The organism is Acinetobacter rathckeae, from assembly GCF_015627125.1.
Lineage (GTDB): Bacteria > Pseudomonadota > Gammaproteobacteria > Pseudomonadales > Moraxellaceae > Acinetobacter > Acinetobacter rathckeae.
The window spans coordinates 179,991-200,653 of sequence record NZ_VTDO01000001.1 but is presented as its reverse complement, the minus strand read 5'-3'; the positions used below and the strand labels follow the sequence as shown (position 1 = coordinate 200,653).

At 39.6% G+C, this 20,663-nt stretch carries 17 protein-coding genes; 8 read left to right on the top strand and 9 right to left on the bottom strand.

Annotated features, from left to right (window positions below; genetic code table 11):
* Window positions 1-304 precede the first annotated feature (304 nt).
* The 3 genes from I2F31_RS00920 to I2F31_RS00910 all read left to right on the top strand — a co-directional run bounded on the left by I2F31_RS00920 (window position 305) and on the right by I2F31_RS00910 (window position 3,847).
* On the top strand, window positions 305-1,042 hold the full coding sequence (locus I2F31_RS00920; protein ID WP_195769070.1) for a phosphoadenylyl-sulfate reductase: 738 nt from the start codon (window positions 305-307) through the stop codon (window positions 1,040-1,042).
* Between the two features lie 101 nt (window positions 1,043-1,143).
* Entirely contained in the window at window positions 1,144-2,493 is a 1,350-nt protein-coding gene (locus I2F31_RS00915; RefSeq protein ID WP_195773298.1) for a WS/DGAT/MGAT family O-acyltransferase, read from the top strand.
* A gap of 34 nt (window positions 2,494-2,527) precedes the next feature.
* Complete coding sequence (locus I2F31_RS00910; protein WP_195769072.1) at window positions 2,528-3,847, top strand: flavin monoamine oxidase family protein; 1,320 nt, start codon at window positions 2,528-2,530, stop codon at window positions 3,845-3,847.
* A 355-nt stretch (window positions 3,848-4,202) separates the two neighbouring features.
* Here I2F31_RS00910 and ftn read toward each other — a convergent pair whose 3' ends face one another.
* From ftn to smc, 4 genes are all read right to left on the bottom strand, one after another.
* Window positions 4,203-4,667 (bottom strand): heteropolymeric bacterioferritin subunit Ftn, encoded by a 465-nt coding sequence (ftn, locus tag I2F31_RS00905; RefSeq protein ID WP_195769073.1) that lies wholly within the window; start codon window positions 4,665-4,667, stop codon window positions 4,203-4,205.
* 248 nt (window positions 4,668-4,915) lie between these two features.
* Window positions 4,916-6,961: an NAD-dependent DNA ligase LigA gene (gene ligA, locus I2F31_RS00900; RefSeq protein ID WP_195773297.1), complete on the bottom strand. Its 2,046-nt coding sequence runs from the start codon at window positions 6,959-6,961 to the stop codon at window positions 4,916-4,918.
* Between the two features lie 75 nt (window positions 6,962-7,036).
* Entirely contained in the window at window positions 7,037-7,927 is an 891-nt protein-coding gene (locus I2F31_RS00895; protein WP_195769075.1) for a cell division protein ZipA C-terminal FtsZ-binding domain-containing protein, read from the bottom strand.
* A 4-nt stretch (window positions 7,928-7,931) separates the two neighbouring features.
* The gene (smc, locus tag I2F31_RS00890) at window positions 7,932-11,369 is read right to left on the bottom strand and encodes a chromosome segregation protein SMC (RefSeq protein WP_195773296.1); all 3,438 of its coding nucleotides are present in this window, start codon (window positions 11,367-11,369) and stop codon (window positions 7,932-7,934) included.
* 145 nt (window positions 11,370-11,514) lie between these two features.
* Here smc and I2F31_RS00885 point away from each other — a divergent pair, with 145 nt between their 5' ends.
* Complete coding sequence (locus I2F31_RS00885) at window positions 11,515-12,132, top strand: alpha/beta fold hydrolase (protein WP_195769077.1); 618 nt, start codon at window positions 11,515-11,517, stop codon at window positions 12,130-12,132.
* On the opposite strand, the gene I2F31_RS00880 is transcribed toward I2F31_RS00885, so the two are convergent.
* The gene (locus tag I2F31_RS00880) at window positions 12,101-12,910 is read right to left on the bottom strand and encodes a sulfite exporter TauE/SafE family protein (RefSeq protein WP_195773295.1); all 810 of its coding nucleotides are present in this window, start codon (window positions 12,908-12,910) and stop codon (window positions 12,101-12,103) included. The genes I2F31_RS00885 and I2F31_RS00880 overlap by 32 nt on opposite strands.
* 27 nt (window positions 12,911-12,937) lie before the next feature.
* Between I2F31_RS00880 and I2F31_RS00875 the strand changes: the two genes are divergently transcribed.
* Together I2F31_RS00875 and I2F31_RS00870 are read left to right on the top strand one after the other, a co-directional pair.
* Window positions 12,938-13,699 carry a biotin--[acetyl-CoA-carboxylase] ligase gene (locus I2F31_RS00875; RefSeq protein WP_195769079.1) on the top strand — a complete coding sequence of 254 codons (762 nt, stop codon included), beginning with the start codon at window positions 12,938-12,940 and terminating at the stop codon, window positions 13,697-13,699.
* Window positions 13,700-13,713: 14 nt separating this feature from the next.
* On the top strand, window positions 13,714-14,463 hold the full coding sequence (locus I2F31_RS00870; protein ID WP_195769080.1) for a type III pantothenate kinase: 750 nt from the start codon (window positions 13,714-13,716) through the stop codon (window positions 14,461-14,463).
* Here the strand turns inward: I2F31_RS00870 and I2F31_RS13405 are convergent.
* Both I2F31_RS13405 and ffh read right to left on the bottom strand, forming a co-directional pair.
* On the bottom strand, window positions 14,442-15,521 hold the full coding sequence (locus I2F31_RS13405; RefSeq protein WP_195773294.1) for a GGDEF domain-containing protein: 1,080 nt from the start codon (window positions 15,519-15,521) through the stop codon (window positions 14,442-14,444). The genes I2F31_RS00870 and I2F31_RS13405 overlap by 22 nt on opposite strands.
* Before the next feature lie 312 nt (window positions 15,522-15,833).
* On the bottom strand, window positions 15,834-17,240 hold the full coding sequence (gene ffh / locus I2F31_RS00860; protein ID WP_195769082.1) for a signal recognition particle protein: 1,407 nt from the start codon (window positions 17,238-17,240) through the stop codon (window positions 15,834-15,836).
* 144 nt (window positions 17,241-17,384) lie between these two features.
* On the opposite strand from ffh, the gene I2F31_RS00855 reads away from it, so the two are divergent.
* Window positions 17,385-18,191: a cytochrome C assembly family protein gene (locus tag I2F31_RS00855; RefSeq protein WP_195769083.1), complete on the top strand. Its 807-nt coding sequence runs from the start codon at window positions 17,385-17,387 to the stop codon at window positions 18,189-18,191.
* A 68-nt stretch (window positions 18,192-18,259) separates the two neighbouring features.
* Window positions 18,260-19,192 (top strand): tRNA dihydrouridine synthase, encoded by a 933-nt coding sequence (locus I2F31_RS00850; protein WP_195769084.1) that lies wholly within the window; start codon window positions 18,260-18,262, stop codon window positions 19,190-19,192.
* 11 nt (window positions 19,193-19,203) lie between these two features.
* Here the strand turns inward: I2F31_RS00850 and I2F31_RS00845 are convergent, their stop codons facing one another.
* Together I2F31_RS00845 and I2F31_RS00840 are read right to left on the bottom strand one after the other, a co-directional pair.
* Window positions 19,204-19,899 carry a M15 family metallopeptidase gene (locus tag I2F31_RS00845; protein WP_195769085.1) on the bottom strand — a complete coding sequence of 232 codons (696 nt, stop codon included), beginning with the start codon at window positions 19,897-19,899 and terminating at the stop codon, window positions 19,204-19,206.
* A 1-nt stretch (window position 19,900) separates the two neighbouring features.
* On the bottom strand, window positions 19,901-20,602 hold the full coding sequence (locus I2F31_RS00840) for an aspartate/glutamate racemase family protein (protein ID WP_213014775.1): 702 nt from the start codon (window positions 20,600-20,602) through the stop codon (window positions 19,901-19,903).
* Window positions 20,603-20,663: the final 61 nt, after the last annotated feature.

The following is a 20,663-nucleotide window of genomic DNA, read 5'->3' as shown; positions in this document are numbered from 1 at the left end:
GTCGCAATCAAAACAACATGAAAAACAAATCGTATAACACAGGCCTCTGACCCATTTCACATTATGTTATTTTTCAATTCACTTATTAGCTATAATTTTACAGACATCATATATATTGGCAAGATTTACTCACACATTTTGCAACATGATCACGCTATAATCACAACATAAAAGCCACTAAATCAAGTTTAAGTATAAGTATCTATTTTAAAATGCTAATTTGCATCAAGAAATTACTTTAATATAGCAATGCTTGTAATTACTGTCTTTTACATCGCTCCAAGCCGACAGCCAGGAACAACGCATGACCACCACGATTCCCTCAATTGACTTAATTGATGCACTTTCACAAGAATATACAGACAAATACCCAAGTGAAATTATTGAACTTGCTTTAAACCAAGCAGGTGAAATTGCAATTTCATTTTCAGGTGCTGAAGATGTTGTACTCATTGACATGGCATATCGCTTACGTAAGCCATTTCGTGTATTTAGTTTAGATACAGGACGCTTACACCCTGAAACCTATCAATTTTTAGATACCGTACGCAAATTTTATAACATAGATATTGAAGTCTGCTTCCCCGAAGCAAGCGATGTACATGAGTTAGTCACAAAAAAAGGCTTCTTTAGTTTTTTTGAAGACGGGCACAAAGAATGCTGTGGCATACGTAAAGTATCACCGCTTCGAAAAAAGTTGGCAACATTAGATGGTTGGATTACAGGACAACGAAAAGATCAAAGCCCAGGTACACGTACCGAAATTCCAGTGATACAAGTAGATGAAGGATTCTCAGGGCCCAATAAATCGCTGATCAAATATAATCCTCTTGCCAATTGGAGTAGCCAAGAGGTGTGGAGTTATATTCGTATGATGGAGATTCCATATAACCCATTACATGAAAAAGGCTTTATTTCCATTGGCTGTGAACCCTGTACCCGTGCCGTGCTACCAAACCAACATGAGCGAGAAGGACGTTGGTGGTGGGAAGAAGCGACTCAAAAAGAATGTGGTTTGCACATCGGCAATGTAAAAAAATAAAGCAATTCATCATGCTTTACACATCTATCATACGTTGAACACTTGGACAATTTGTCATTTGGCTTTACTATCAGCACTGAAATGATATAGAGATTGACCATATGCGTTTACTCCACCCCATTGATCTGATTTTTCTATCTTTAGAAAAAAGACAACAGCCCATGCATGTGGGTGGATTACTGCTATTTAAAATTCCAGATAACGCACCCAATGATTTTGTACAGTCTTTGGTTGAAGACATTAAACAGTCTAAATGTCAGCCTGTTGCACCATTTAATCAAGTGCTCAGTGGTGTGTCATGGCGTAGCGATGAAGATTTTGACCTAGACCATCATTTTAGACATATTTCTCTACCGCACCCAGCACGCATAAAAGAACTCTTGGTATATATATCACAAGAACACAGTGCACTACTTGACCGAGCCAAACCATTATGGACATGCACGCTCATTGAAGGCATTGAAGACAACCGCTTTGCTCTATACTTTAAAATGCATCACGCTATTGCTGATGGTGTAGCAGGTATGCGTCTGATGGAAAAGGCCTTTGCCAAAGATCAATATACCCATAGTATCATTCCACCATGGTGTCTTGAACACAAAAAAGAAAAAGAAAAAACATCTAAAATCAAAAAACTATGGCATACGGTAACAGACCTAAAACAGCAGGTTGAAACGTCACCACAAGTGATTTATCAAGAGCTCAAACAAACTTTACATGACCGTAAAGTAGACCCACACTATGTCACAAGCTTTCAAGCCCCAAAATCGCTCTTCAATCAAAAAGTATCAGCCTCTAGACGTTTTGTGGCCCAATCTTTTGAACTATCTCGTATTCGAAGCATTTCTCAAGGCTTAGGAGTCACAGTCAACGATGTGATTTTATCTATTTGCTCAGGGGCATTACGTCGTTATTTAATTGAGTTTAATCAATTACCTAAAAAGCCACTGATTGCGATGGTACCCGCTTCTGTACGTGGCGACAGTACCGACAGTAGCAACCGTATCACCATGATCTTGGCCAATTTAGCAACAGATTGTAGCGACCGTAAACAACGTACAGGGATTATTTCTAATAGTGTAAATACTGCCAAAACTCGCTTTAAACGGATGACACAAAACCAAATTTTAGGTTACAGTGCTTTTGTATATGCAGCAGCGGGATTAAATGTGATTTCAGGTTTAAGACCAAAGAAACAACCGTTTAATATTGTCATTTCTAATGTAGCAGGGCCAAGAGAAGCTTTGTATTGGAATGGTGCAAAACTTGAAGAAATATACCCTGCATCTGTTATTTTTGATGGCCAAGCTTTAAATATTACACTGACCAGTTATTTAGACCAACTTGAGGTTGGCCTAGTGGCCTGTAGAAATACTGTGCCTAAAATGCAAAGTCTACTACTATACTTAGAAGAAGAAATTCAACAGTATGAGCAACTAATGTTATCTTAAAGGTGATAATTAAAGCATAAACGGTACTTTTGCTATGTATTCTAAAAATAGAACCCACTTACCTATTTTAGTGATTGGTGCAGGTATAGCAGGGCTTTCATGTGCAAAAACACTTCAAGAAGCTGGAAAAACAGTAATTGTACTTGAGGCACAAAGCCGTTTAGGTGGACGTATTTTTTCAAAATACATTAATAAAGATGATTGTTTTGACTTAGGTGCATCATGGATACATGGTATTCACCATAATCCTATTTGGGAGATTGTAGAGAAACACAGTATAAATACACATGTTTTAAACTATGATCTATCCAACTATATTCATGACAATAGGCGACCTTTTTCAGATATAGAACAAAAAGAGTTTCTATATTATGTGCAAAAAGTCCAAAATTGTATTACTCAAATGCCACAGGGTTCAGCGCTTGATGCTGTACAGACTTGTCTTGCTAAACTTGATTATAAAGGTAATCTATTTACACAAAGTAAGCTAAAAGCTTTATTACTTTCATTATTTGAATACACAGCTAATGATCCCTTTGCTACTGAACTTGAGTCATTGGCTTCTAACTACAGTTCACATGAAGGCTATTTCGAGGGAGATGAAGTTATTTTTCCAGAAGGATATCATCAAATTATTGATATTCTGTCTCAGTCATTAAATATTAAAACTGCATGTCACATTAAAAAAATCACACTAAACACCGACTGTGTTGAAGTTACCGACACACAAAATATAACCTATACTGGCTCGCAGGTCATAGTGACTGTTCCTTTAGGTGTATTAAAGAAAAGACCTTATTTATTTCAGCCACCGTTACCTAAAAGCTATTTAAATGCGATTACACAGATTGGTTTTGGATCATTTAATAAGGTGTTTTTTGAACTAGAATACCCTCTTCCTTTTCTTTCACATAGCTCCACCAAATCCATTAGTACTTTTTATTGGTTTGAAAAAAAGTTATTTAATATTCTAGACTTGTCATCTGTATATAATAAACCTATTTATCTTATGTTATTCGGTGGTAAGTGTGCCGAGTTTATAGACAATGCAACAGATGATGATGTGTGGACATTTATTTCAAAAAGCTTACCTCATGGTGAAGATCTACAACCACACAAAAAATTAATCACACGCTGGGGCATAGATCCTTTTAGCTATGGTTCTTTTAGTTTCCCCACATTCAATCACAAGGCCAAATATATCAAGATACTAAATACCCCTATACAAGATAGACTCTTCTTTGCAGGGGAACATTGCAGTATGAACTATGCAGGAACAGTACACGGGAGTTATTTGAGTGGCAAGAAAACTGCACAGAATGTATTACAAAGTCTAAGCTCTATAAAAAAATAGATATAAATCATTAAAGTATATTAGAACTATTTTTAACAACTTACATTACCAACTTATTTTTCTTCTAGTTTTTACAATAAATTTATTAGAAACTAAGCAAAATGATTCATACAAGTTTTTACTCAAGAACACAGCCTATTTTTATCAAATAAAAAAGACTTTTTAGTATGAAAATGCATTACATTGGAATATGAAATACGAGTCGTTATAAAGAATAAGTAATATTTCAAAATAGCTTTGCTTTATTATTGTCTTAAGCGAACTACACTAAATTCAGAGATTAGTGTAGGTCATTTAAGAACATTTACAGAGCGACTTTTCTTCTATCACTTCACTCAACAGCATTTAAGCCATCTTACATCAAAGACTGAATATAGTTTTGCAGACCAATCAATTCAATTAAGCGAATTTGTTTTTCTAACCAGTAGGTGTGGTCTTCTTCTGTGTCTGCAAGTTGCTGTCTAAGCATATCACGTGAAATATAGTCACCTTTTTCTTCACACAGTTTAATGCCTTGTGCAAGCTTTTCACGTACATGGTACTCAAGTGCCAAGTCAGCTTTTAAACAAGACACCACATCATGGCCAATATCTAAACCATCACGTGCCATATTTGGCGTACCACCTAAAAATAAAACACGGCGAATAATAGCGTCAGCATGGGTCGCTTCTTCTTCCATTTCATGGTTAATACGCTCGTAAATTGTATTTAGACCCCAATCTTCATACATACGTGAATGTATAAGATACTGGTCACGTGCCGCTAGCTCACCGCCAATCAGCATATTCAGATAATCTATAACTTCTGGGTTACCACGCATGCTAAATTCTCCTCATTTAATAATGAGCATTATGGAGGCATTTACACTAGATTGCAAAAGCAAAAATCCACTAAATCACTGATTTATATAAAATTAAAATGAGAAGCATACGCATTTACAAAGATAAAAAATAATTTTGTATTAAAAAATAACTGCTTAAACAAAACACAACACTTATTTAAGCAGTGAAAGTATAAAAATATGCGATATATTTTTTTGTAACTAAAAAGAATGGCTATTATTTCGCATTATAAACTTGGTGATTGGCCATAACTTTGCATTAACGCTAAGAACTGTTGCTCCGTTAAAACATCCAAACCTAGCTTTTGTGCTTTCTCGAGTTTTGAACCTGCTTTCTCACCTGCAACCAAACACTTGGTTTTACTCGATACACTGCCACTCACACGTGCACCAAGTGCCTGTAGCATCTGTGTTGCTTGCTCACGAGTTAATTCTGACAATGTACCTGTAAGTACCCAACTTTGACCATTGAGTGGCTGTGTAGTCGATGCTGTAGGTACATCCCAAACTAAGCCCACAGCCATCAGTCGCTCAATCACTTCAATATTATGTTGTGCTTGAAAAAAGTCGATGACCCACTGTGCAGTAATTTCACCAACATCAGGCACTTTTTGTAGTTCATCTAAGGTGGCATTACGTATTGCTTCTAAACTTTGAAAGTGGCTTGCTAACATACGTGCAGTCGTTTCACCCACACCACGAATACCTAGTGCATAAATAAACCGTGCAAGTGTGGTTTTTTTACTTTTATCAATCGCATCAATCAGGTTTTGCACTGATTTTTCGCCCATTTTTTCAATACTGAGTAGCTGTTCACGGTGTAAATGCAACTGATAAATATCGGAAACATCTTTAAGTAGCTCTAAATGCAGTAAAGATTCAACCCAACGATCGCCTAGACCTTCAATATCCATGGCTTTGCGAGAAACAAAATGCCGTATGGCTTCAATACGCTGAGCAGCACAAAATAGACCACCTGAACAACGTGCCAAGGCTTCACCCTCAGGCATCACCACAGGTGAATCACACACGGGGCATTGCTCTGGTAAATGCACAATCTCTAAACTGTCAACACGTAGGTCATGCCATACACGCTCTACTTTAGGAATCACATCACCTGCACGGTATACACTCACCGTATCGCCTACACGAACATCTAGTTTTTGAATTTCACCAATATTGTGTAAGGTCACATTAGATACATCTACACCACCCACGTTCACAGGTTGCAAACGGGCAACTGGTGTAAGTGCTCCTGTACGCCCCACTTGCCAATCAATTTGCTCTACTTTCGTGAGTGCAGCAACCGCAGGAAACTTATATGCGGTTGCCCAACGTGGCTCTCGACTTAAAAAGCCCAGTTGCTTTTGTTGTTTTAGGCTATCTACTTTAATGACCATACCATCAATTTCAACAGAAAGCTGGTCACGTTCTTGCTGAATTTGTTCATATTTTTCTTGTACTTCAGCAATAGAGTCACACAAGAATTGTCGTTCTGCAATTTCAAAACCAAATGTAGTCAGCCAATGTAAACTCTCATGCATACTATCTAGCTCATGCATAGGTTCACATTGTGCAATGCCATACGCATAAAATGCCAATGGTCTAGAGGCTGCAATATTCGGGTCTAACTGCCTTAAACTACCAGCCGCCGCATTTCGAGGATTAGCAAAGGTTTTTTCGCCCATACTTTCGTTGTAAGCATTTAACTTTTCAAAACCTGATTTTGGCATGAGTACTTCGCCACGCACTTCTAACAGCTCAGGTACAGCTGTTTTTGCAGAGAGAATTTTAGGTAAATTACGAATCGTCTTCACATTTTGGGTAATATCTTCGCCTGTTTCACCATCACCACGCGCTACACCTTTCACCAATACACCGTGCTCATACCATAAAGAAATGGCTAAACCATCAAGTTTAAGCTCTACATCGTATTGAATTTTTTGCTGTGGTAAGCGTTCCTCTACACGGCGAGCAAAAGCAAATAAATCTTCTTGTTTAAAGACATTACCCAAAGAAAGCATGGGCACAGCATGTTGCACTGTAACAAATTTACTCAGTGCCTTACCACCCACTTTTTGTGTCGGTGTATCTGCTTGCACATACGCAGGGTATTGCTGTTCTAAATCTTTAAGTTGATGAAAAAGCTGGTCGTATTCATGGTCAGAAATGCTGGGTTGATCCATCACATAGTAAGCATGATTATGCTGTGCAAGTAGCTGTATGAGTTGACGCATACGTGCAATTAACTTATTTTTTTCATGATCCAACATAAATTACTCACCATGTAAAAAGGTGGAATATCTTCCACCTTAAACAATAAAACTCAACACTTCATCAAATAAAACTTATTTAAAGTCAATTACTTGATGGCGTAAATACTCTTTCATCTGTGGCGACAGTTCAACATTATTTTCATCAAACACTTTACCACCAACATCACGAGCAATCAGCCCTGCAATACTGACCATCATATCAAAACCTTGCTGTGCATGGGGGTGTGGCAAGGCCAAAAAGAATGCTAAACCATGTATTTGTTCAGTAGATAGGCTTTCTAAGTCAAAACCAACAGGGCCTTCTTCGGTAATACGCAGCACCGAAAACATGAGCGAGCTTGGTGTATCTGTTTCTTCATGACGATGAAAACATGATAGTTCACCAAAACGGAGTCCATATTTGAGTAATGCTTTTAATGCTTTTTCACCTGACAGTACATGCTGATACGTTGGATACACATTTAAAGCAATAATTTCTTTAGCAGTGGCTAAGGCACTTTCATCATCAACACGTTGTTGCTCATGTAAATGCTGATCTAAAATGGCACTGTCATCTTCAAATGACTGAATTTGGGCTTTTTCCATGTGTGGATTCAGCTTATATTCAACATCTTGCGTTTGCTTAGATGCTTTATCGTCCAACACAGGTTCTTTGGTTTCAGATGTAACCTCAGTTTCAGCTTCTTTTGTGTTTTCAGTGTGCTCTTGTACAAGCGGTGCTTCTTTTTCAGCTTGTACTGGATCTAAAACTTTTTCATCTGTATCTGTTTTTTGTTCACTTGGTTCAGCATCTAACTTTTGACGAACAAATCTAGGCAATACAGGTTGGTTACTTTCAGCATTAATTTGTAGCTCACCATCAAGTGATGGTTCATCTGCCTTTGGTTTTCTTAAAATCAAATATAAGGCAAAAATAATAATTAAAACGGCAATCACAATGCCAATCAGTGTATTTTGTTCCATGTTTTTAGGACTCCGCAACCAAACCGTGTTCTTTTGCTTGCTCTAAATTGACCGTAACAAGTGCTGATGTCCCTGGTTCTGGCATAGTTACACCAAGTAAATCGGTTGCCATGGTCATGGCTAGTTTATTATGTGTAATGTAAACGAATTGCACCTGTTCGGAAAGCTCTTTTACCAGATTACAAAAACGTTGCACATTTGCGTCATCTAATGGTGCATCAACTTCATCTAAAACGCAAAACGGCGCAGGGTTTAATCTGAAAATTGCAAAAACCAAGGCCAAAGCGGTCAGTGCCTTTTCACCACCTGACAATAATGCCAGTGAGCTGTTTCGTTTACCTGGCGGTCGTGCCATCAGTTTAACCCCAGACTGCCAGTCTTCTTCAAGGCTTAAACTGGCTTCACCACCATGAAATACTTTTGGAAACAGTTGTTTTAATTCAGCATTGACTTGGTCAAACGTGCTCATAAAGCGTTTTTTGGTCTCTTGATCTATGCTTTTCATGGCTTGTTTTAACTGCTCACCACTTTGCTCTAGGTCATCTATTTGGTGCTTTAAAACCTCATAACGCTCTTGGACTTCAAGATACTCTTCTGAAGCTGCCAAATTGACAGGCCCTAATTTCTCAAAACGCTGTTGTAACTGTTTTAAGTTGGCCTGATGCTGTGCTAAATCAATATTCGCTTCGGGTAATGCTGTTGGATCAAGTGTACTGAGTTGTTCCGAAAAATGCTCATAGTCGGACTTGGCCTGATGCCATGCCAAACGCTGTGCTTCTAGCTTTTCTCGGAGCTGTTGTTCTTGTTGCTCTTGCACATGGCGTTGCTCGGTCAGTGCATTTTGCTCAGACTGTGCTGTATTGAGTTCAAGTTGCCAAGCGTCCCATTTCTTTTGTAAGGTCTGCACGTATTGGTGTTGTGCGTCATAGTCCTCTTGCTGTTGTGGTAGCTGTTGCTCACATACATTAAGCTGTGGCTGTATGCTATCGATTTGGCTTTTTAATTGCACCTGTTGCATTTTGGCAAAAGCTAAATCTTTTTCTAAGAGTTCAACCTGACGCTGATGATCTGTCATTTGCTGATGCAACTGTAAATACTGTTGTTGAGTCACCCGTTGTTGCTCACGAGATTGCTCTTGCTGTTGCTCTAAGTCGTTATATTGCTGTTGTAAAGTTTGATACTGCGGTGCTAAACGCTCAATTTTCAGCCCCAATGCATGACAATCTATTTCTAGATCATCTTTTTGCATACGATCTTCTTCAATTTGTACATTCAACTGTGCAACCTGCTCTGCAAGTTGTTGTTTCTGCTGTTTCTGTGCCTGCTCTGTGCTTTGTGCTTTTGCTACAGAAATACCCAATGTCTGTGCCTGAGCTTGTTGCTGTTTTAACTGCAACTGCTGTGCCTGGATAACTTGCTTGTGTTGCTGCAATGTTTCTTGTTTGCCTTTGAGTACATCAGCATGTTGTTGTACTTGCTGTTTTAAGCCAATTATCTGTTCTTCAATCTGCTCGAAACGTACTCGATCACTCAAAATACCTGCATGCTGTGCTTGATTATCATAAGATAACGCAATCAACCAATCTACCCCCACATGATAACCATCTAGCGTGAGTATACTTTGACCTGTTTGTAGTTGTGCCTGTTGAGTCAGTGCTGTATTTAAGTCATCGGCAAGCCATATATTGTCTAACCATGACCACTGCGGTTCTTGAACCCATGTTGCCAGTGTTTTTTGCGTATTTGGCATGGTCTGTATGGTTTGATGTACTTTGATTTGTCTTGCAATATTAGATTGATAGGCCTGCTCTGTCGTTAAAACATCTGCGCCCAACCAATTTGCCAGACATTGCTCAATCAAATTGGCATACGGTTTCGCCTGTGGCTGTAACTGTAAAGCTTGCAATAAAGTGTGCTCAGATGACGCACCTGCACGTTTTTGCATGCGTTTACTTAAATGGCTTTGTTCAACCGTAAGTGCTTTGAGTTGTATATTTAACTCATCATGCTGGTGTTTAGCATCATCTGTTTGCTTTTGAATCTGCTCTAACTTACTTGCGTCATCTTGTAAAATTTTCTCTGTCAGAGCCACGTGCGACAACGCATCTTGATGTTGCTGCTGTAAAGACTGACAGCTTTCTTGCTCTGAGCACTGCATACGCTGTGTTTGTGACAACATGGTTTCTTGCTGATGTTGCATTCTGAGCAGGTTTTTATCTAACTGCTCAAGCTGGTTTTGCAACTGTTGTTGCTGTTGCTGATACTGCACATATTGCTGTTTGATGTTTTGATAGTCTTCTGCCACTTGTTTATAGTCTTGCTCTGTGGTTTTTCCATCTTGCTCTAATTGTTGCTGTTGTTGTTTCAACTGTTGGCACTGTTGCTGTAATGGCTCTTGGTTGGCATATGCATCATCTAGCTGAATATCTAAGTGCTTAATCTGTTGTTTTACATCTGCATATTGTTGTTGTAAGGCCGTTAACTGTGTGGTGTATTGTTGCCATTCTTTTTGCTGTTGTTCGAGTTGCAATGACATGTGTAAACGCTTTTGGTCTGCTGTCTGCCACTGTTGCTGTAAAGGGGACGACTGCTCAAGCAACTTTTGAAATAACTGACTACGTTGTGATAATTGCTCTTCTGTCTCTTTGAGGTTTATACGTGCTTGTTTAAACTGTGCACTTAAAATATCCATTTCAGCAATATGCTGTTGTTGCTGTTGTTGGCTTTGCTGACATTGAAAAGACAGTATATCTACTTTGTGCTGATGAATCGCTTGGCTCAGCTCACTGTGTTTTAGGGCTGACTCTGACTGTCTTTTCAGTGTTTTTAGCTGATGATTTAACTCTGATGCAATATCTTCTAAACGGGCTAGGTTTTGCGAGGTATGCTCTAAATGCTGTAAGGTTTCTTTTCGTCTGGCTTGGTATTTAGAAATACCTGCGGCTTCTTCAATAAACACCCGCATGTCATCGGGCTTGGCATCAACCAATCGGTTAATCATGCCTTGTTCAATAATGGCATACGAACGAGGGCCAAGCCCTGTGCCTAAAAAAATATCGGTAATATCACGGCGTCTACAACGTGTGCCATTTAAAAAGTACTCAGACTTACCTTCTCGTGTAACTTGTCTACGCACCGCCAGTTCAGTGTATGCTCCGTACTGACCACCCAGTTTGCCTTCGGTATTATCAAACTTTAACTCAACACTGGCCATACCCACAGGTTTACGCTTTGCTGTGCCTGTAAAAATCACATCTTGCATGTTGCCACCACGCAACTGGCGTGCACTTGACTCACCCATCACCCAACGTATTGCATCAATCACATTTGACTTACCACAGCCATTTGGGCCAACAATCGCACTACGATTGGCTTTAAAGTGCAATGTGGTTTTATCAGCAAATGATTTAAAGCCTGAAATTTTTAAACTGCTTAAACGCATGGGTTCTCGGTGTTCGCATAAATTTTGCGGTATTTTAAGCCATATCTATAGGTCTGTGTCAGTACCTCGTGCTAGAGTAATCAAAGATTTATACAATAAAGCATAACTCAAACCACTTTTCGATTAAAAATACAGCAAAGATAATATGAATCACACTCTCTATTTTTTACCTGGTGCATTGGGGAATACTACTTTTTGGCAACCTGTAATTAAGCATTTACCCATGCATGATTGCCAAGTGGTGGCTTATCCTGCGTTTCACAATACACCGCCCTTACCGCATATTCAAAATTTTGAACAGTTGAGTGACCATGTCATTCAACACATGCCTAAAAAAGGCATTGTTGTTGCACAATCTATGGGTGGACTATTTGCCATTCGTCATGCCCTTGAAAACCCACAATTGGTACAGGCATTGGTCTTGGTCGCTACATCTGGTGGGATCAACCTTCATGGTCTAGACATCACAGACTGGCGGGCACACTACAAAAAAGACAACCCGACCATACCGCACTGGTTCACTGAAAACACAACAAATTATCAAACACTGCTAAAGCACATTCAACAGCCCGTTTTACTTATTTGGGCCAATCAAGACCCCATTAGCCCACTCACTGTTGCCACACGCTTAAAACAGTATTTACCACAGGCCAAACTGCATATTATAGAAGCATCAGACCATCATTTTGCTGCCCAGCATGCCATTGAGGTCGCAACAACAATTGCCACTTTTATCGCATCTGCTGTAATGCCTGAACAATAAAGTAACAGCCCACCACACACAACATGGCAGCAAAACAACACTGTAAGCCACGGGGTGATAAACGGTGTGCGAGTTTTGCACCTAGCTTTGCAGTGATAAAACTCATACAACTAATACCAATAAAAGCATATACATGCACATAGCCAATGGCATGTGGCAAATTCACACTACCATGATGACCAAACCACATAAAACCGATTGCACCAGCCACAGCAATTGGAAAACCACAAGCGGCTGATGTCGCAACGGCTTGTTGCATAACCACACCATGCCGATTTAAATATGGCACAGTCAAAGAACCACCGCCAATACCAAAAATCGCTGAAGCAATACCAATACCGACCCCTGCACCACCTTGCCACAAAGCCGAAGGTAGCGTGCGTGATTGGTCAACCTCTGCCTTTTTATTAAAATACATTTTTGATGCCAGACTCATGGCAAATAAACCTATCACGGCCTGCAATATATAATTCGGCAGTAAATCGGCAACGCCTGCCCCTAAAAATGAGCCTAAACACAATCCTATCGCAAGATTTTTCACCACAGGCCATAGCACCGCTTTTTTCTTATGATGTGCCATAATTGAGCTAATGGACGTGACCATAATCGTGGCTAAAGATGTCCCTAAGGCCAAATGCATCAGTACATCACTCGGATACCCCTGATGACGAAACACAATATATAAAATGGGTACAATAATTAAACCACCGCCCACACCAAATAGCCCCGCGGTGAATCCTGCAATTGCACCAATAGCCAAATATATGATTAACTCCACAACTATCCCCTGCAATGTATTGTTTAAATGATCTCAGATACCGCCACCTTAAAAGCCCATCTTGAGTCGAGTGCCTATGCACCTGATGTTGTTTTATTAAAGCAAAGCACAACATCAACCAACGATGATGTGAAAATGTTTGCTAAACAAGGGTTTCAGCGTATTTTAGTCTGTAGTGAATCTCAAACACAAGGACGAGGCCAACACCAACGTGATTGGGTCTCTCCTAAGGGTAATATTTATTTAAGCACTCTACTCTCAACCACACGCCCTTTAGATGGACGACTCGCACTTGAAGTGGCTTTAAATGTGCTACACATGCCTTGTTTAGACGGGTTTGATCTTTCTGTGAAATGGCCAAACGACCTATACAGCGCACAAGGTAAATGGGGGGGAATTTTAGTTGAACCCATTTCAACCACACAGGCGATTGTCGGCATTGGCATAAATCTTTTTTCACACCCAACGCTTCAAAATCTTGATCAAAAAACCACAGCCCTCACTCAAATTGGACACTTGGCCTATAGCCGACTAGAAGTGATTGCAGATCTATATTTAGCCATACAACATGCAGGACAATGGTTTAACCACAATAGTCAAAACCTTGCCCACCGCTTTAACCAGTCTGCACACTTTAAAGATCAAAAAGTCGACTTTGAACACCAACACGGCGTACAAAATGGTATTTTTTTAGGCATACAACAAGATGGGGCTGTACGCATTCAAACACCAGATCAAATACATTGTTTTTACCAAGGCCGTTTACGCCCAAGCAAAACAACACCATAAGATAGGCACAGTTTATGAAAAGTCTTTGGCTAGATATTGGCAACACACGGCTTAAATATTGGATTACAGAGCATGACCAGATCATAGATCATTTGGCTGAATTACATTTACAATCACCTGCCGATCTACTGTTAGGTTTATTACGTTATTTTAAAAAACAACAGATCGACCACATTGGCATCTCTTCAGTTCTAGACACCCGTAATAACAACCAGATTGCCAAAACATTACAACAACTCAATTGTCCAATCATCTTTGCTCAAGTAGACAAAACCTGTGCAGGCCTACGTTGTGGTTATCATGTACCCACACAACTTGGCATTGACCGTTGGCTACAAATGCTTGCTATTGCTAAACCACAACAGAACTATTGCGTGGTTGGTTGTGGCACCGCCCTCACCATTGATTTAATAGAAGATATGCAACACTTGGGAGGCTATATTTTACCGAATTTGTATTTACAGCGAGATGCCCTCATTCAAAATACCAAAGGCATTAAAATTCCAGATTCAGCCTTTCAAATACTTACCCCTGGGGAAAACACCATTGACTGTGTTCATCATGGCATTTTATTAGGGCTGGTGAGTAGTATTGAAAAAGTCATGCAACATAGGCCTAATCAAACACTCATTTTAACGGGGGGAGATGCACCATTATTTGCACAACATCTAGCAGCTTTTAACCCACTGGTCATACCAGACTTATTATTACAAGGCTTACAGTGTTATGTAAAACAGCAACATCAAACAAGGCCAACCACTTGATTTCGGCCACTTTGTTTAGCAACTGCAAGTTTTGAGTCCACATCTTTATAGGCATCTTGGAAAGATGAACTAGCATCATATTCACCAATGCCTATACTGACTGTAATTGTTAAATCATCAGCAAGATGTAAAAAGTCATATTTTTCAATATATTCACGTAGATTCTCAGCAATTTCAACCAGTTGAGGCACCACTATGGTAGGTAAGATAATGAGAAACTCCTCCCCACCCAGTCGTATCGTTTGATGCTCAACATTCGACAAATGCTTGTTGATCAATAGCACTACTTCTTTAATCACAGCATCGCCAATCGGATGACCATAACGTGTATTAACTGCCTTAAAAAAATCAATATCTAGCATAATTAAACTGAATGATTGCAGTTTGGGTAATTTGAATTCTATAAAATAATGCAGGCCTAAACGATTATAGGCTCCTGTTAAACCATCTAAGCGACTTTTACGATTAATATCAAAAACCAAGCGCTTAATCGCAACCAGTAAAGTTAGAATGCTAAACAGTAAAATAAGACCATAAAACACGTGCTGTAATTCTATGAAATCCCCATAAAAAGTATTGCTATTCCCTAAAAAAAGAATTTTCAACATATCTGGAGAGTAGGAAAAGTAAGCTAAACGTATAAGAGTAGATAAAAACCAAACACTTATTACTAAAAGCCAAATCTTTTCTAAAATATTGCCAAAAAATAAATGTCTCACCTTCCACAGCGCCAAACCAATAAAAATAATCAATGGAATATAAACACTTAAGATCATCACTGAATAACAAAATTCAACCTGATCTGCATCACGAGCAGAAAAAAACCTCAGTGCTAAAGCCAAGATAAGAATGCTACAACTCAACCAAACATTTAGTTTTTTATGGTCAAGGGACACTATACCTCTTGCAAAAAAATAACTAAAAATTAAAAAACAAACACCACTCAAACCCATGTTTAATGACAAAACAGATGGATAATGTAGCTGTTGAATCGCTATCCCCAAACTCATCATCGCAAAAGCGACACTTAACTCTATTAAATAAACTGCTTTACCCACAAAAAAATAGGTTAAAAAAAGCAAAATAGACATTGAGAAAATGGACAGTGGGTAACTCAGTAATAAAGATCGTGTGATATCCATGTAAACACTCAACTATGTATTATTCAAACGCAAACTGAAAACCTTTTCTTAATAGTTATCTTTTTATCTTTGAGTAAGAATGACCTAACTCCCCTATTAGGCTATATATCCCCATAACAATATAGCACAAAAAACAAACAATTAATTTATATTAATTAGAACAATTAAATAAACAATATAAAAAAGGCCTCAATCACTCGCATGATCAGGCCTCCTTAAGCTATTTACCTATTTTTTACTTTTATCACTAAATAATGGCCCTGCACCACCGCCACCACCAAACTGTTTTTGCATACCACTTAATGAACGCATCATTTTGCTAATACCACTTGGGTTAGCAAATTTTTTCATCATTTTAGCCATTTGTGTATGTTGCTTAATCAGTTTATTCACTTCAGCAACATCTGTACCACAACCTGCCGCAATACGCTTTTTACGACTTGGGTTCATTAAATCAGGGTTACGGCGCTCTTTCACCGTCATTGACTGAATAATCGCCTGCATCTTTTTCACTTGCTTTTCTGGGTTTGCTTGCTCAAGTGCTTGCTGCATACCTGCATTACTCATGCCTGGCAATTTGTCTAAGAAGCCCATCATGCCGCCCATTTTATTCATCTGCTCAAACTGCATGAGCATATCTTCAAAGTTGAAGCTCCCCCCCTTTTGCAGTTTTTTCGCCATTTTTTCGGCTTTGTCTTTGTCGATTTTACGTTCAACTTCTTCGACCAAAGACAGTACATCACCCATACCTAAAATACGTTGAGCAATACGTTCTGGATGAAATGGCTCTAATGCATCAAGCTTTTCACCAATCCCCAAGAATTTAATCGGCTTACCCGTAATGGCACGTACAGACAATGCAGCACCACCTCGTGCATCACCATCTGTTTTAGTAAGAATCACGCCCGTTAACGGCAAAGCATCATTAAAAGCTTTGGCTGTATTGGCCGCATCTTGCCCCGTCATGGCATCAACCACAAACAATGTTTCTGTCGGGTTCACGGCTTGATGTAATGACTTAATTTCGTCCATCATGTCATCATCAACGTGTAAACGACCTGCCGTATCAACAATCAGTACATCGGCAAATTGAATCTTCGCCTGCTCAATGGCGCGGTTTACAATATCAATCGGTTTTTCTGACGGATCTGATGGAATAAAGGTTGCACCTACTTCATTCGATACCATTTCTAACTGTTTAATCGCCGCAGGGCGGTAAACATCGGCAGATACCGTCATGACTTTTTTCTTTTGACGCTCTTTTAAGTAGCGTGACAATTTAGCAGCAGTCGTGGTTTTACCCGCACCTTGTAAGCCTGCAAGTAGCACGACCACAGGTGGCTTGGCTGCAAGGTCTAGACTTTTATTTTCTTCACCCATCATCTGGGTTAACTCATCGTGTACAATTTTGACAAACGCTTGACCCGGTGACAGTTGCGTCATAACCTCTTGGCCGAGTGCTTGCTCTTTGACTTTTGCAATAAACTCACGAGTCACAGGCAAAGCGACGTCTGCTTCTAAAAGTGCCATACGTACTTCACGTAAGGTATCTTTAATGTTGTCTTCAGTCAGTTGGCCAGAACCAGTGACATTTTTTAGACTCTGCGTGAGTCGTTCTGTTAAGGTATCAAACATTGCAAATTCCGCTTTAAATGGTCTGTTGCAAAAAAATCTTTTTCAAAATAGAAAATTTATGCATTAATTGCTATAGGATACTTGAGTTCTCTCAAAATTTATATCGTATAGCATGAATATTCATCATTGTAACAAAGGTTTGACATGATCAGTCTTCCATTGGTGTACACAATACTCGCTCTTGTGGCTTATACCACAGGATTTTGGTATGCCTTTATGCATCTTGTGGCAAAACGCAAAGCCAATACATTGTTCATGGCAATTATTTTGCTGATTGGACTGGTGTTGCATGCGTATGTGTTGCGTAACGACATGGTCACGGCAAATGGCATTAACTATGATGTGTTTAATTTATTGTCATTTACCTCTGGACTCATGCTTGTATTGAGTGTGTTGTATAGTAGTTACCGACCTGTTTCTGCCCTTAATTTACTCGGCATTCCTGTTGCTGCCAGTGGCTTAATTGCAGGCTTTGTGTTTAGTCAGCCTAATCAATATGCCAGTGAACATGCCTTTGGTTTAGATTTACACATTATATTGTCGCTTTCTTCATATGCCGTATTACTCATGGCCACCATTCAAGCCATCATGATGTGGTTGCAAAACCAAGAACTAAAAAAGAAACAAAAACGGCTTTGGGTCAATCTACTCCCCCCTTTACAAGTCATGGAGTCACTGCTTTTTGACATGCTCATTACAGGGTTTATTACCCTCACGGCAGCTTTATTGTTTGGCTTTTTCATGGTCGACAACTTCATACAACAACACCTTGCCCACAAAACGATTTTTAGTATTATTTCTTGGTTTGTCTACGCCACATTGCTGATTGGACATTTTAAGTTTGGCTGGCGTGGTCAAAAAGCCATTCGCTTTACCATTAGTGGTTTTTTATTACTCGCTCTGGGCTTTATTGGCAGTAAATTTATTCTAGAAGTTATTTTAGGGCGTTAATAAGACGACTTTTTAGTTACTCACACGATATAATTGATTTTTGCTTTTTGTGTATTTATGGAGTCACTTTGAAACTCATTTTAGCCCCAATGGAGGGACTAACAGACCCAGTCATGCGAGATGTACTGACACGGGTTGGACATTTTGATTGGTGTGTGACCGAGTTTATTCGAGTGACCAATAGTATTTTACCAGACCATGTGTATTACAACTATTGCCCTGAACTCAAAAACGATGGCAAGACCGCAGCAGGTACGCCTGTACATGTACAGTTTTTAGGAAACGATGCAACCATGTTAGCTACTAATGCGCAACGTGCTGTGGCACTCGGTGCACCTGCCATTGACCTCAACTTTGGTTGCCCAGCCAAAACCGTCAATAAACACAAAGGCGGTGCAGTTCTGCTTGATGAGCCCGAGGTGATACACACTCTGGTTAAAGCTGTACGAGATGCTGTACCCACACATATTCCTGTATCTGCAAAAATGCGTTTAGGTTATTTAGATGAAAATCATACCCTAGAAAATGCCCATGCCATTGAAGATGCAGGAGCAGATTGGCTCACTGTACACGCACGTACTAAAGCTGATGGCTACACGCCACCTGCATATTGGGAGAAAATACACCCCATTCAAGAGGCATTAAAAATTAATGTCATTGCCAATGGTGAAATTTGGAATTACCAACATGCTGTTGCCTGCCATGAACAGTCAGGTTGTGCTGACCTCATGCTCGGTCGTGGTGCTGTAACCACGCCAGACTTAACCCAATGCATTCGACAGCAATCACATGTAAGGTTACTCACATGGTCTGAACTGATTGAACTGCAAGTCCAATTTTTAACAGGGCCAAGTAAAACTGAACTTGCTATGGTCGGACGCTACAAACAATGGCTTGGCATGATGAGTAAGGCCTACCCTGAAGCCCAAGATTTATGGCAAGTGGTGAAACGAATTAAATCAGTTGATGAGATGATCAGTCACTTACAGCAACAGATCTAAATCATGCAAAGCTATACACCGACCATGCCGTAATGTGCTGCAGGCATATTATAATGATGTGCCCAAAGCTGATTACCATAGTCAAAATGCCACCACTCTGAAGGCAAATTACTAAATCCTGCTTGGATCATGCTCCAATACAACATACGCCGATGCTGTTGTACTTGTATACACTGGCTACCCTCAAAAGCATGGCTATAACTCTGGGCAGAGATTTCATCAAATGCTGTACCTAAATCAAGTGCATTTCCCATAGCATCACATAACGTAACATCAACCGAGCCACCCGTTAAATGTGGGCTCGGTTGAGTTACATCTGTACTTGGCTGTGCAACAAACTGATTGAGCATATGCTGTTGATCTTGGGTACTTAAGTCTGAATATTGTTGCTGGATATGCGTGGCAAACGATTGCCGTAATGCCATTTGAACCGCATACGGTCGCCAACCATCTAACACCAATAAATGCACACCTTCAGGTAAACAAGATGCCGCATGTTGTAAGCGATGTATTAAACCCTCACGGACATAACAAACATCTAAAGCACCTTTTATGCCTTGCAAATAATATTCCGCTGAAGTAAAAACACCGTGTTCAGTTAACACACTGGTGTTTTCTAATGGTTCATTTGAGGCAACTATAGGCACAGTGTAAACTTCTGACCAATCTACATCATGTGCTATTGGAATCGGCTGATCGCATAGCATATTATGATTTCACTGTTGGATACGCATAATCACCCCATTTACTGGTTTTTATCCCCAGACCGACCAAGGCTTCTGCGAGCTTCACAGCAGCACCCACTCCATCAATCACAGGTATACCAATCTCTTGACTCAGTTGGTCAACCATTTTAGACATACCACCACAGCCCAAAACAATCGCACCAATATCATCATCTGCTTTTGCAAGTAAACAGCTTTCTTTTAAACGTTGATAAGTTGCATTCGAATCTTGCTCTAATGCCAAGACAGGTAAATCAATACAACGAATCTTGGCACACTTATGAGCAAAACCATATTCATGCAATAAATGCTCTGCAATAATTTTGGTTCTACTAAGTGTTGTTACAATGCTAAATTTAGTGGCAACAAGCGAAGCTACATGAAAAGCAGCCTCGGCAATACCAATCACAGGGGCATCAGCAATTTCACGAGCAGCATGCAAAGCAGGGTCACCAAAACACGCAATAATATGCCCATCTACACCATCAGAACAACCTTGTTGCACCAAATCAAGCACACCTATGGCTGAAATCGCCTCATCATAGTGTCCTTCTATAGACTCAACACCTTGTTCTGGGCATACCGTCACAATTTCTGTCAAAACTGATGCAATGCTCTTGGCACTTGCATCAATAGAGTGCGTCATTTCTTTAGATGTATTCGGGTTAATCACTTGTATTTTCATCAGGTTTATTATTTCAATGCATAATCTTTTCTATTTATATACTCAATTTTGGCATAAATAT